Consider the following 14,187-nt stretch of genomic DNA (forward strand, 5'->3'; position numbering starts at 1 on the left):
ATGTGTGTTCTATATTTTTATTGTTAGTGATGCATAAACTGATGAATCTCTTTCATCAAATAGGTCGATCACAACCTTTTTCCCATCAGGTGATAGGGGAGTTCCTCCAAATTCATGACCTACCTCTAGGTTGTATTTAGGGCCAAAGCTATAGCCAATGGCCTGTGAGAACGAATAAGCATCTTTAGTATTATTCTGGTATGTCCAACCCTTCATATACGTTCCTCCAAGTGATAGGTATAGCGCATCCGACACGCTGTATGTCAGATATGCAACTGATGAAAGACTATATGAAGTATTTGAGCTTCCAGTCATTGTTGTTTCATACTCATGGAAGTTCTTGGATGCACCAAGAATAACTAATGCAGATAGGTCCTTAATCCCAATAACACTATCGGCTATTGATAGGCCTTCACTTAAGCTAATTCCTGCTTGAAGCTTAGAATATTTTCTAGATACCTTACTTGTTGGAAGTTTTAACGATGCCGTACCAAATGAAACAACACCATCAAATGGCTGAGAAGCCTTTCTAGTAAAGGATACTGACGTATCGCTGATTCTACTTTTTCGCTCATCAACAAAGTCTTTTGATACTGTTGTTTTAGCGGCGAAACTACCTTTATCTGTAATAATATTGAAACGAAATGAGTTATACATTCCACTATAGTGGCCTGCCTCAGATGTCTTTAATAAATCTCTTGAAACTGTCGTATCAACTCTAGCTGACCAATTTCTAGTCGCACCTGGTGCTTTTTTGACACCCTGGATATTACTAGTGCTACTTTGGGCAACAACAGATGTTGTTGTAAGCGCAAGTAAAATTAATGAGATACACTTAAATGGTGTCACTCTGTCTCCTTTTTTCGTTCCTGAAAATGAAATTCGTTCAATACTTGATGCAAACGGTATGCCATTTGTTCATCTTCGGACGAGTTCGCATTTGAAGTAAATATATAACAATAGGAGTACGAAGACGCTGACTTTGGAAAATCTACAGGGTTGTTTAGTGAGTTGACGATTTTTGAGGGAAGTATAAAGGGAGGCCGTGGGACGGCCTCCGATTACACCTAGGCCCAAAAGAGAGAGGGATTATGAGGGATATTGGGGCCTAAATGATATTTATACCAAAATATAAACATGGGCGCCGCGATGCAGCACTCTCATTTTGAATATGCCTTATTAACGGATTTAGCGCTATCGAAGATAAGTTAATTTTGTTTAAGAAGAGTAAATTAACCTTTAGAGGAATCGTTTCAGAATTCCTGATGTGATCATTTCTTTGAATCCGACTTCATTTTCTTGCCACACTTCTTCAACAGTTACACCAGTGTCTACTGTTGGGCATTCAAATGTAAGTACAGGTGCTCCAAGCTCAACACTTCCGTAAGTTCCGAGTGAGCCAGGAGTTGGGTAGCCGATATCATCTGCAATTGGATAATTATTGTGTTTGGCCAAAAGCTGCGCAACATCCTTACAGTCACCATTGTAATTTACAATTGGTTTCCATGAGTGAATTGATAAAATAAAGGCCGGTGGATACTCAATAAAGAGCTTATTTAGGAATTGGTTTTCAGGCTCACTTAATGGAGCACTTCCTGGATTGTACTTATCTTCTTCGAATTCACTTTCCCAGCTTTGAGTAGGTAAGTTTCGATTAAGATCAACTCCATTAGCATTAACGCGGGTTCCTGCATTAACACCATCTTTATTGACGATAGGAATAACGACTAGAGGTAGATCTGTTTCAACTTCAGTCTTAAGCCATGAAAAGATTTCTTTTAGGCAGTGAACTCCCTCGATTTCATCTCCATGAACTCCTGCCATCAGATAGATATAGCGAGGTGAATCAACTTTATTTTTAAAAGCTTCGATTTCAAGGTTGTTAACTGTTTTTCCAGACTCTAGTTTAATAAATTCCATAAAGAAATTGTGGTGGAAGTTTCCTTTTTTGTAAATGAAGTTTTATACTTATGACTTTAAAAAGGAATACTTAAGTAATGAAAAAGAAAAACATACTAAAAACTTTAGAATATTTAGAAAGCGTACTTGATACACAAGATGATCATGATGCAATTGCTCAGCTTCGTGAAAGCGTCGAGCTCCTTGAGGATGTCGATAATGGCGTTGCAAGTGGCAATGGACACTTCAGTATACCAATGGAGGCCATGGGAGCCTATACTGTCTATAGTGACGGTGGATGTCGTGGGAACCCTGGACCTGGAGCGTGGGGGGCAATGGGACAAAATCCAGATGGTGTCGTTTTCTTTGAAAGCTCTGGCTTTGAGTATCAGACAACTAACAATCGAATGGAGCTTACTGGTGCCATTGAATCATTGAAGTCACTAGAGAATGAATTGGAAGAGATGGGGCTAGATCATGGACATGCCGCTTTCCTTTATAGTGATTCGAAATATGTTGTTGATGGAATTACGAAATGGGTTCCTGGTTGGAAGGCACGTGGTTGGAAAAAAGCCGACAAGAAGACTCCAGAAAATATTGAGCTGTGGCAAAGTTTTGATGAAGTGGCAGGACGTTTTTCTAATCTTCAGTTTCGTTGGGTAAAAGGACATAGTGGTCATCCGCAAAATGAGCACTGCGATATGTTGGCCAATAAGGCAATGGATGAAAATATTTAAGGCTTGAAAAGCAGACCAAAGCACTTTAATCTATTTATATAAATATTAATTAGTAAAAAGACTTCAATAAATTTAGACAAAGGATGTTAAATGAAGAAACTACTAGCAACAATGGCAATCGCGCCATTACTATTTGTTTCATGTGGTAAGAAAGAGGAAGTAAAGCCTGAGACTGAAAATGATAAAATCTTCTATTCAGTTGGACATGTTTACGGAAAGAGATTTAAGGATTTCAAACTTACTGAAAGAGAAATGAATAACCTTGTTCAAGGTGTTCGTGACGGTATGACTAAAGATGCAACTGATATTGATACAAGACAATTTGCATTTAAATTTAGAGATATCGTAAACCAAAGAATGAGCGAAGTATCTAAAACAGAAAAAGATGCAGGTGCAAAATTCCTAGAAGAATTTGTTGCTAAAGAAGGTGCTAAGAAGACTGAATCTGGTTTAGCTTACAAGATCATTGAAGCTGGTTCTGCAAAGAAGCCAACTGAAACAGATACTGTAAAAGTTCATTACAAAGGTACTCTAAGAGATGGAACTGAGTTTGATTCTTCTTATAAGAGAAATAAGCCAATCGAATTCCCTCTTAACAGAGTTATTAAAGGTTGGACTGAAGGGATGCAACTTATTGGTGAAGGTGGAAAAATTAAGCTAGTAATTCCATCTGAGCTTGCTTATGGTGATCAAGGTGCTCCTCCATCAATTCCTGGTGGTGCAACACTTACTTTCGAAGTTGAACTAATCGAAGTTCTTCCAGCTGCAAAGAAATAATTCTTAATCGAATTAATCAAATAAAAAGTCGATAAAGTATAGGCCTTCTTAAGTTATCTTAATGAAGGCCTATTTTTTTTCACATCAAATGACATTCAATTTTCGTTATGCTTTCCTTTTAGTATTGTTTCTAATTAGGGAGGAAAGATGAAAGTAATTCTACTGATTGCCTTATTGTTACAACCTATCTCTGAAGCTTCTTTCTTTAAGCATAAAAGAGAGAAAGAATCATTCTTTGCTTATATTATTAGGATATTGATTAAGCCTTCAATTCCTCATGATGGTGAAGGTGATACTTAAAAGGCATATCCAACAGATAGGCCAAACATTGTTTGATCTGTCGATTGTTGGAAGCCATCTGCGAATTCTTCATCAGTTTGGATAGCATCAAAATTAGCTTTGAAAATAAGTGATTGAGAAGTTGAAACCTTATACTCAAGACCTAAGCTGACTGATGGAAGAAGCATTGCGCTTCCAACTCTAACTGTATCTTGGATACTCGTTTCAGAACGGCCAAAGCCTGCGCCTAGTGAAATAAAGTAGCTGAAGCGATAACTCCAACTATTATTAAATGAAATTTTTAAGGCCGCTGTCCCCATCATTCTTTTGGTTTCCTGCTCAACATTTGGATTTAGAAGTGTCAGAAGATCTAGATCGTAGCGAAATCCTATGATTGTTTGAAAAGTTTGATTAATAGGGATGGCGTAGTTAAATTGAAACGTGTCACCAGTTCTCGTTCCATCATTATTAATACTAGAACTTGTCGATTCACTTAAGCCTTGATTCTTCCCGTAGAAAAATTCAAATCGATTATCATAGCGTTGAAATTGTTTTTCTCTAAGAGACATCTCTTCTTCTGCTAGCATCTGTTTGTATTTTGCATCTCCAAGAATTTTAGGGATTTCTAACCATACTCGCTCAGGAGAGTAGTTAACTGTAACAATTTGACCTTTTTCAAAAGGCACGCGCATATTATTATCAGTCACAATCCACTGAGAGTATTCTTTCGTTATGGAGATAGCACGGGCCGTAAAAGAAATCTTCTTCGAAGAAAATAGAGAGACTTGTCCCTTTACAATATTATCAACTCGTCCTTTTCGAATAACAAAAGACATTCCATCATTAGCAATATTTTGAATAACAATTAGGTTTGTATTGAGGTCATACTTTTCGGCAAAGGACGCTGTGGCCAATGATAGAAATGTAATTGTGACTAAAAGAGTTTGCAAAAATCTTTGAACGCTATTCATATAAGTATTTTATAACCAATGACAAGTTTAAGAAATCATTGGCAAATACTCCTTATTTGCAATTGATAACCAAGTGCTTTGGTATAGTAATATTAATAGTTTAACTTTATTTATTAATCTCCGATATGAAATTAGGGATTTATGGATATGAAACTTAATAATGCATTTTACATTCTCTTCGTTGTACTTTTTGTCGCGTGTAAGCCGGTGAGTAATACCGCTCGCAATAACGTTGATTCATCAGACACTTCTGATATTACTAAAAGACATCAGATTACACTTATTGAAGTTTCTTCAAATCAATTGATTCTTAATGGGACAAACCTTTCAACAATAAGTGCTGTTAAAACAAAGAATGGCCCACAAGTTATTAATTTAAATATTTTATCAAAGTCAGCAAATATGGTGAGGTTAGGAGTACCTAATGGTTTAAAGATCGTTGGTGGCTTTATTTATGACCTTATTGTTACAGATGCCTTTGGACAAACAGTGACATCTGTAAGTTTTGATGTCCAAAATAGTTCGATTTCTACAAGTAAAATTCAAGATGGAGCAATTACGAATTCGAAATTGAGTTCTCTTGGTGCATCTAGTGCAGGACAAGTTCTACAGTATAATGGATCAGCTTGGGTTGCTGTTGATTACCTTGGTGGCTCAAACTACTTAGGTCGATTAATTCTTGATGCTGGAGGAGGAGTTACACCACCTTCTGTAGCAGGAGTTAATAATGGTGACTTCTATGTTGTTAATGATGCAGCACCAGTTGTCGGTGATCTAAATGGTGATGGAAATATTGAAACCTTCACTGCAGGGGACATCATTCGCTTTAATGAATCGACTAATAAGTGGGATCTGCAATTAAGTAATGGTAGTTATGCTGGCCCTTGGGATATTAGTGGTTCACATATTAGACGAGTAGGTTCAGGTGGAAAAGTTACAATTTCTGATGATCCTTATGAAGGCCCTTCAAAATTAACTGTAAGTGGAAATATTGCAGGCCCTACTACTGCTGAAGAAAGTATTCTACTGCATGTTGGTGGAAATGTTAGTTCTGGTTTAGGATCTAGTTGGGCAAGGGCATTATCATTTGGTTTAAGACAAGAGCATAATGCCACGATGGGAGTATACGGAAGTAACACTAATGTCGGTGGGATGAATTACTTCTTTATCGATGTTGATGGAGACGGAGATAGTTTAACTTCATCTTTTTGGAATTCTGCTGAATTCTATATCGACTCTTCAGGGAGAACTTCTGTTGGTGGTATTCCTAATCCACTATATCTGTTCTACGTTTATGGTAACTCGGGAATAAATGGAAACTTTAATGTTTCATCGACTGTTACAGCTGCTGCATTTGTAGGGGACGGTTCTGGGATTACAAATATTAATGCTATCAATATGACTAATTCTGGAACGACGACAATAACGGCCGGTAGTTCTGGACCTGGTGATATTGCATTTCAATCTGAATCTTCAGATTTTGCTCTCTACGATGCAAATGGTTTTCTTTCATTTGGGCACACATCAAATCTTGGAACATTCAATGCGACAGCTCAAATTGATGTTCGTAGTGACTCTGGAGATGCGAGTGGACAATTCTATTCTTATGGTGGAAATCAGTCATCAATTAATCTTGCAAGTTCACAAGGTCTAATCACTGCACCTTCGATGACAACAACTAACGATGTTCTAGGTCTCTTAAACTTTGGTGGAGATACTGGTAGTGGAATAGTTAATACTGCAAGCATTCGCTCAACTGCGACAGAAAATTTTAGTGCGACAAATCTTGGTACTGAATTGAATTTCTATACAACTGCAAATACTTCTAATACTCAACAAGAAAATATGAGACTGACAAATAATGGAAGGCTATTAGTTGGTAGTTCTGCCGTTTCCAATACATCGGGTTACCAGATGGTTGTTGGTGGAAGTACTCAACTTGCAGGCAATCTGAATGTTACAGGTATTTCTCAGTTAAGTAGTACTGTTGTTTCTGGAACACTTTCTCATACCGGAAATTTATCAACAACAAATTTAACAGCAAGTGGGACAATTCAAGGAAATGGAATTACTTCAACAGGTGGCCTTGTAAATACAGGCGTACTTACAAATAATGGAAATGCTGTTGTAAATGGAGCTCTACAGGTTACGGGTGCCGCTACTTTTGACAGTGATATTACTGTCACTGGTAATGTGGATTTTGGAAATATTTCTGTTAATACGATTGCAGGTGATGCAACGACAAGTTCAGCATTCTTTGGTCAAGTTACTTCAGCACAAAAGATTATTTCTCAAGGTGGAATTGATAATGTTGTTTTTAAAGGTGGAACGCTTAATAATTTTGAAGTTCTTGTAGATAATGGAACTGGTATAAAGCTTGGAAATATGAACTCAGCAGGAGCAGTTGGCTCAAGCCTTCCTGTTACAATCACTACAGCAAATACTGATCGTATGACTGTTACGGCAGCAGGGCGTGTTGGAGTTGGAACAACGACACCTTCAGAGCAATTTCATGTCGTGGGCAATCTAAGAGTTCAAGGTGCAACAGACTGTACGCTTGGAGGTGGTGCCGGTGCCACGAACTGTACATCAGATGAAAGATTAAAAGATAATGTTGTCGAAATTGAAAATGCACTTGATAAGATTAAGGCACTAAAGGGGGTTGAATTTGATTGGAATGAAAAATCACTTTCTCCTGGAATGCACTCAATCGGTGTAATCGCTCAAGATGTTCAAGCGCAATTTCCAACGGCCGTCATTGAGAATGCAGATGGATGGCTATCTGTGGATTATGCAGTCTTAGTGTCGCCACTTATTGAAGCTGTAAAAGAGCTAGATAAGAATATTTCCATGTATAAGCTTATGAGTGAAGGTGTTGAAGTTCAGTTGGCAACAAATACTCGTGAGATAGCTACACTAAAAGAAGAAAATAATAAGCTTAAAGAAGAAAATGAAGAAATGAGGCAAGCACTTTGCTCGCTTAATCAAAGTTTCAAATTTTGCAAATAGAAGAGAGCGCCTGTCAGTTATTTAAGGCGTTTTCATTCTTTAGTGCATATCTAAGTATCCATAATTACATAAATATAGAGGCGGGATCAGCTATCTTCTATAATATTGAAATAACATAAGTGTTTGTTTGTCTTTATTTAAAGTTAAGAAATATTTTGGCGATAAGTTATTGGGATACTTGGGAAAGATAATGAATCGTTTACTTTTATTTACAATATTTTTAAGTGCTTTCATCGGTTGTACACCGCAGATGAATTCTTTGAAGCAGGCAAGCTGTGATGATGGACACTATTTCGATGAGATCACAAGAAGTTGTGTTCTAGATGTATCTCCCAAAGCTCCAGTTATCACGACAACTTCAGTCTCTATGATGGAAGATGCGCTTAAGACAAGTTTTCCAATTTCTTTTACTGATCAAAATGGGGGAATCCCAACTTCATGTACGATCGTCAATAGCTCTTCAGGCCTTAATCAATCGATTACAATTGGATCAATGACTTTTGAAAGAGTTAATACTTGGCAAAATGCAATTAACTATGCTGATCTATATATTGAACTTGTGGATAATCCTTCTGTTATTGCAGGATCAGAACTTGTTTCAATTGCAACAAATACAATCACAGTACAAATTGATTCTGGATTTTCAACTTCACTTCAAATTACGAATGCTATAAATTCTAGTTCATTGATTAACCCAATTATCGTGGCCTCAATTACTGGGCCTAACACAACAGAGAGTCCAACTCCTGGAATAAAAATGTTAGGTGCTACTTGTGAATGTATTAGTGGTACTTGTTCAATGGATATTGAACCATCACGCCATATTAATGGTTCATCATATATTGATTTCTATATCAGTGATGATGATGGTGATAGTGCCGTTTCTAGATTATATGTTGATGTGACAAATGTTGATCAATCACCAAGTGTTGCTGCAACAAGGTCTGCGACAGTAAGCGAAGATGACTTAATTACTTTTGTTTTTGATAGTGAAGTAAACGAAATTCCAGTTTCTGGATATTTTGATTATGATGGAGACTTTGCAACTTTCTGTAGTGCTAACTCAATTCATGCAAGTGTCCAAAACTCATCAATTTCATGTAACTGTTCGCTAGGTAAGTGTACTTTAGCCTTTAGAGCAAATACTGATTACTTTAATGCTTCTTCAGAGGCCATGGTTGAGTATCAAATCTATGCAAATGGAAAGTACTCTAATACTGGTGTTGCTTCTGCAAGAATTGTTGAAGTCGATGATGAGCCTGTTGCTGCTAATATTATCACTGTTACAGTGGATGAAGATAGCACAGGAACGCCAGGTGCCCAAACTGCCGTTGGTTTTTACTTTCCAACTGCATCAGATGATTCTTATATGGGATTTCCAAGTTCAGATCTCCGTTATAAATTTAAAAATTTAACAAATTATTCAGATATCCAAGGTTCATGTACAGGTGCTCCTGGAGATAATTTTCATGCTAATAGTGTTGATGATGCCACTTATTGTAATCTCTTCTTCGATGGAGATGCTAATGGTGTCTATACAGTAGAATATCAAATTTCTGACTCACCATTACCTTTAACGAGTATGGCAGATTTTCATACAACAGGTTATATCAATGTTGTTATCAATGCTAAGAATGATCCGCCAGTTGTTGCAGGTGGGCCATTTACGCATACAATGAATGAGTCTTCTGATTGGAATAGCGTAAGTGAAACGATTTCATTAGGTAGTGTTTCTGATGTCGATAATACAACATCGACTCTTACTGTTTATTTTATCGATGGTAGCGGAAGTCGTATTAATACGATGGCCGGACAAAGCTCTGTCTCAGGAACAGAGGGGACAATTAAGGATTGTGCAATTTCTTCAGGTGGTGCAATTACATGTTTATACGAAACCCTCAATGGTAATAGCGCTAATACGCTAGGTACACCTGATGATTTCCAATTTGTTGTAAGAGATTCAAGTAATGCGGAGTCTGTTGTTCAAACACTTGATGTTGTTGTTCTTGAAACATCTGATGCACCTGTTATTTGTAATTATTCTGTATATAATCGCCGCGCTGGACGTACCGAGTGTGGTGTAAATAACTGTATTGGAAATGGAGCACCTAGCTTCAATCCTACATCACACGTAAGTAATGACCCTGTCATTTATTTTGATCGCACAAACGGCCTATGTTATGAATCAATTGATACAGACGAGTGGTCAGTGGCCTCTAATAACGGTACTCAAAACGCTAGTTACATGAGTGATGTTATCGTTGGTGAAAAAGAAGATATTATTATTGATAATGTTATTATTAGTGAAGGTGGAAGTATCAATGAAGCTTCTCAAACAGTAACGATAGAAAATGTTGTTTCAACTAATAATGTACTGATTCAGCCAATGAATATTCAGTTTTTAAAAGATACTGATCTAGATGGTGAATATAGTGAAGCCGGAGATCTTGCTGCTGTAAATGGTGCTATGGCAAGTGGTGTAATTGATAATGGAATTTCTATTAATGAAACTCTAAGAATAAAAATGATCCCAACGGCATCTCAATTTGGTGAGACAACGATTTCATTTGATCTTGTGGATAATGGAACTGGATCACCGAGAACTTCTGTTTCTTTCAAAGTTAGAGTTGAGCCGCAGACAGTTGCTCATCATGGTTGGGCAGATGTAAAGGCCCTTGGTACAAAGGTTAACCATTTTGGAATTCGTGTTGAATCAAACTTTACTTGTTCACATTCTCTTACTAAGTGTGACGGTGGAAAAGAGTGTTATGGAACGGTTGCTCCAAACACATCAAATGTAAAACCTGATTCTGCTGGTGCTATTTACCGTACGGCAGGAAATCTTTGTTATTATTCAACTGGAACGACTTCAAGTGATTGGGTACTAATTAATAAGTCTGTTGCATGTAATATCTCAGAGGTTAATCGCGACTACACAACTGATGGACTTTTAGAAGATACGACAACAACTTGTGATGATCTTGGAAGTGCAAGTTGTATTGGTGATGTAACATATGATTCAGGTGATGCTAGCTCTGTAAGTGTTGTTTTCAATTCTCAAACTGAGACATTACTTGCAAGTGATAATAACGGAAAATTCTTATTTAATACTGCTTATCAGGCAACTACTGGTCAGGATTGTTTTTATTCAGATGGATCAAATTGGATTCCTTATCATGGTACTTCTAGAGTGAACCTTGAATGGGAGAATTTCACTGTCGGTACTTCTGGAGCAATTCAAGGCTACAATGTATATCGTAAGAAGGCCGGCCCTCTTTATACGTTTAATTATAGCAATCCACTAAATAGAGAACTTATTACTTCGTCAAATACATATGTTGATAACGGTGAGAACTCGCGTTTAGCTCCTGTTCCAAACCACACTTATGTTTATGAAGTTAGACCAGTTCTTAGCTACACTAATCAGCTAGGGGATAATGAATCTCTAGAGATTACAACTAATAATAATGTTGCAAAACTAACTGTGGTTGCACCTCAAGAAAACTTTGCATTTGTACATCGCTGGATGGTTAATAAGAAGGCGTGTGAGATGATGCATTCTGATTCGTTTATCGATAGTAACTATGTATGTGAATATAAAGGCTTTGGTGATACTGCCTCAGCTCTTGGAACGATTGGCTCTGTCTATGACTTTGGTAAGGACTTACTTGTACCTCGTTTTGAAATGGGATGCCCTTATTCAAAAACAAGCTGTGATACAACAGATGGACAGTGTGTGGCCCAAAATCTTGGAGCCTATGATGGCCCTGATGGTTCAATCTTCTATGAAAGATCAACTGGTACTTGTTATGTTAAAAACGGAACTTGGCAAAACTTTTCAACTCAGACTTTAGACTCTGCTGTTGCATTCCAGTCGTTCTTGCCACCATTAACTAATATTACTAACTCTAGTGCTGTTAATGCATGTACAACACTAACTGGCGCTCCAACGATCGTTGGTTATGGTGCTGCTACTACTTATAAGCTGCCAACTCGTGATGAGCAAATTGCTTATAGTGCATGGGATGTTAGAGCGACTTCTGATGCTAATGTTGAAGTTGTGGAAAGAGGACTTGCGCTTAATTCTTCAAGTAAGTGTAATGCTTCATTAGCAAGTGGGCTTGAGTCTTCGTTCATGGATATTGATAACTTAAGCTCATCAGATATTCATACAATCCCTGGAACAAATTCTTCAGGAATTCGCTCTTTGCATACAGGTTCTGTATTCACGCAAGATTGTACATCTGCCTTTGGTGTTCAAGATGCTGTAGGAAACGTTTCTGAGATTTCTAATACGGCCTATAGCTTCAATGCTAATATTTATTCTTTTGCTTCAATTGTTTCAACTAAAGCTGATATCTATGGTGGGACAGGTGATTATCTGATGGATTCACTCATTGGGCCATGTAATGACTCTGATGGCGACAATGATTGTGACCTAGAGCTTGAAAGTCATTTATTTGAAAATGTTTCTGATTATAGTGCAAGATATTTTAACTATGTTTTCGGTATTCCTATTTCAAATGCAGCAAAAGCTACTGAAGATGCTATGCCAGGAAGTGTTATTAATGATTATACTCTAAGAATCGGATCGACTGCTGGTATCACTAACTCACAACTTCACGATGATGAGATCTTTAGAATCTTTGACAATACTGGTGGAGTTAACGGAAGTATGGCAAGTGGTGGTGATTATTCAAGTCTTTCGGGTGCTGGTGTGTACGCATTTGAGTTTCTTCCAGATACTGAGGCAAGTAGTCGAATTGGTCTGCGTTGTGTTATCGAACTTGATCCAAATCAGTATGACTAATTGGTACCCACTTCTAAATTTATGATATAATCTTTAAGCATCATGACAATGAATGATTCTTGGGAGAAGGTTATGTTCTTTGGTCGCAATCGCACAAATACTTTAGAAGATTTAGGTAAAGGAAAGATAATATCTTTTCTTAATCAAAAGGGTGGGGTTGGTAAAACAACAATGTGTTTTAATACTGCCCATGCCTTGGCCCAGAAAGGTCACAAAGTTCTTGTTATTGATATGGACCCTCAAGCGAATATGAGTTACTTGTTTGGTCATGAAGAAAGTAGAGAGAGTATTAGTATTTTCAATCTGCTTCTTAATTCAATTAAAGAACTTAAGCATCTGCATTCTTCAACGATTTTCGAAAAAGTTGTCTTCAAGTCCGAATTAGGAGTTGATCTACTTCCGGCGGCCCAAGAATTATCTGGATTTGAATTATGTGTCGCTGCCATTAATTCTCCAAGACAAACAATTCTAAAAAAATATGTAGAACAAGCGGGATTAAGAAAACGCTACGATTATATTCTTATTGATTGTCCACCAACTCTTGGGCTTTTAGTTGTTAATAGTATTTGCGTCAGTGATGGAGTGATTGTTCCATTTAGACCAGATGATTTTTCAATGAAGGGGCTAGAGCATTTTTATAGGATGTTATCAGACATAGAAGATATGGATATAGTGAAGCTTCCAGAGATCATCACTCATATTCCGAATCTAATGGATACGAGACGTAAGCAAGAAGAGAGTGATCTTGATGAGATTAAGGAACTGATTCGTAAAGTAACTGGAGATGACCGCTTCATTGCTCCATTCTTTAATAAGGCCCAAATAGTGAAATCACAGGCCGCTAAGAAGTCAATTTATGCTTATAATTCTAAGGAATATCAGCCGCTTCATGAACAATTTAATAAAATCGCAAATTTAATTGATTCGTGGAATGATTCGACTTTATAACTATAGTTAAGAGACAAAAAAGGAGCTTTCGTGGCCACTATTAAGAACCCATTATATGTTGTAACAAACGAAGGACGTGACGTGGAAGGTGTCGCTACTTATATCGAATTACTAGTCAAGAAATTTGGTTTGCAGCCGTATCTTGATATTCTGGACTCAATGATTGCGATGCTAACAAATCAGGTTGGAAATTACGGCTTTTTCATTGCCCTTCAAAACTTTATTGACCACATTGCCGCTCAAATTGAAAAAGTAGTGGAGTTTGCTTCACGCATTATCTAAAAAATGCTAGACTCCGACTCATATTGACTTAAGGAGTTCATTTTGCAAATACAAGAAAGAGTTGACGCACTTATTTCAGAATTTAATGGATTTGGTGATTGGGAAGATCGCTACATGCACATCATTTCTCGCGGGAAACAGATGGAGTCCCTACCTGAAGATTTACAACAAGAAGAATATAAAGTTAAAGGATGCCAGTCTCAAGTTTGGCTAATTCCAGAGCTTAAAGATGGAAAAGTTTTTTTTCGTGCCGATAGTGATGCGGCCATCGTAAAGGGGATTGTTTCAATTCTAGTTGGTGTCTACTCAGATGCTACACCTGATGAAATTCTCGCAACTAAGCCTGACTTCTTAGATACTATTGGTCTTCGCCAGCACTTATCAATGTCTCGTGCGAATGGACTTTCAAGTATGATCAAGCAAATTTCAATGTATGCCCTTGCTTATAAAACTAAAATTCAAATGGGATTATAAT

General features: G+C 37.3%; 11 protein-coding genes. 8 read left to right on the forward strand and 3 right to left on the reverse strand.

The features are described from left to right. Positions 1 to 9 precede the first annotated feature (9 nt). Positions 10 to 849: a hypothetical protein gene (locus tag ABMA70_RS00205; protein WP_392992225.1), complete on the reverse strand. Its 840-nt coding sequence runs from the start codon at positions 847 to 849 to the stop codon at positions 10 to 12. A 390-nt stretch (positions 850 to 1,239) separates the two neighbouring features. Then, positions 1,240 to 1,920 (reverse strand): M14 family murein peptide amidase A, encoded by a 681-nt coding sequence (locus tag ABMA70_RS00210; protein ID WP_103216991.1) that lies wholly within the window; start codon positions 1,918 to 1,920, stop codon positions 1,240 to 1,242. Between the two features lie 245 nt (positions 1,921 to 2,165). Here ABMA70_RS00210 and ABMA70_RS00215 point away from each other — a divergent pair, with 245 nt between their 5' ends. From ABMA70_RS00215 to ABMA70_RS00225, 3 genes are all read left to right on the forward strand, one after another. Next, positions 2,166 to 2,636 (forward strand): ribonuclease H, encoded by a 471-nt coding sequence (locus ABMA70_RS00215; RefSeq protein ID WP_103217557.1) that lies wholly within the window; start codon positions 2,166 to 2,168, stop codon positions 2,634 to 2,636. A gap of 90 nt (positions 2,637 to 2,726) precedes the next feature. Then, positions 2,727 to 3,413 (forward strand): FKBP-type peptidyl-prolyl cis-trans isomerase, encoded by a 687-nt coding sequence (locus ABMA70_RS00220; RefSeq protein WP_103216992.1) that lies wholly within the window; start codon positions 2,727 to 2,729, stop codon positions 3,411 to 3,413. Positions 3,414 to 3,560: 147 nt separating this feature from the next. Continuing rightward, positions 3,561 to 3,713 (forward strand): hypothetical protein, encoded by a 153-nt coding sequence (locus tag ABMA70_RS00225; RefSeq protein WP_392992223.1) that lies wholly within the window; start codon positions 3,561 to 3,563, stop codon positions 3,711 to 3,713. Here ABMA70_RS00225 and ABMA70_RS00230 read toward each other — a convergent pair. Next, positions 3,710 to 4,663 carry a hypothetical protein gene (locus ABMA70_RS00230; protein WP_103216993.1) on the reverse strand — a complete coding sequence of 318 codons (954 nt, stop codon included), beginning with the start codon at positions 4,661 to 4,663 and terminating at the stop codon, positions 3,710 to 3,712. The two genes, ABMA70_RS00225 and ABMA70_RS00230, sit on opposite strands and share 4 nt — an antisense overlap. 147 nt (positions 4,664 to 4,810) lie before the next feature. Between ABMA70_RS00230 and ABMA70_RS00235 the strand changes: the two genes are divergently transcribed. The 5 genes from ABMA70_RS00235 (at position 4,811) to ABMA70_RS00255 (ending at position 14,186) form a co-directional block, all read left to right on the forward strand. Continuing rightward, positions 4,811 to 7,672: a tail fiber domain-containing protein gene (locus ABMA70_RS00235; RefSeq protein WP_392992221.1), complete on the forward strand. Its 2,862-nt coding sequence runs from the start codon at positions 4,811 to 4,813 to the stop codon at positions 7,670 to 7,672. A 190-nt stretch (positions 7,673 to 7,862) separates the two neighbouring features. After that, positions 7,863 to 12,482 carry a hypothetical protein gene (locus ABMA70_RS00240; protein ID WP_392992219.1) on the forward strand — a complete coding sequence of 1,540 codons (4,620 nt, stop codon included), beginning with the start codon at positions 7,863 to 7,865 and terminating at the stop codon, positions 12,480 to 12,482. A gap of 42 nt (positions 12,483 to 12,524) precedes the next feature. Beyond that, positions 12,525 to 13,430, forward strand: a complete 906-nt coding sequence (locus ABMA70_RS00245) for a ParA family protein (protein ID WP_392992217.1) — start codon at positions 12,525 to 12,527, stop codon at positions 13,428 to 13,430. Between the two features lie 30 nt (positions 13,431 to 13,460). Next, a complete protein-coding gene (locus tag ABMA70_RS00250; protein WP_103216997.1) occupies positions 13,461 to 13,712 on the forward strand; it encodes a hypothetical protein in 252 nt (83 codons plus the stop codon). Positions 13,713 to 13,754: 42 nt separating this feature from the next. Further along, the gene (locus ABMA70_RS00255; RefSeq protein WP_103216998.1) at positions 13,755 to 14,186 is read left to right on the forward strand and encodes a SufE family protein; all 432 of its coding nucleotides are present in this window, start codon (positions 13,755 to 13,757) and stop codon (positions 14,184 to 14,186) included. Position 14,187 lies beyond the last annotated feature (1 nt).

The organism is Halobacteriovorax sp. XZX-3 (genome assembly GCF_043196495.1).
Classification (GTDB): Bacteria; Bdellovibrionota; Bacteriovoracia; order Bacteriovoracales; family Bacteriovoracaceae; genus Halobacteriovorax_A.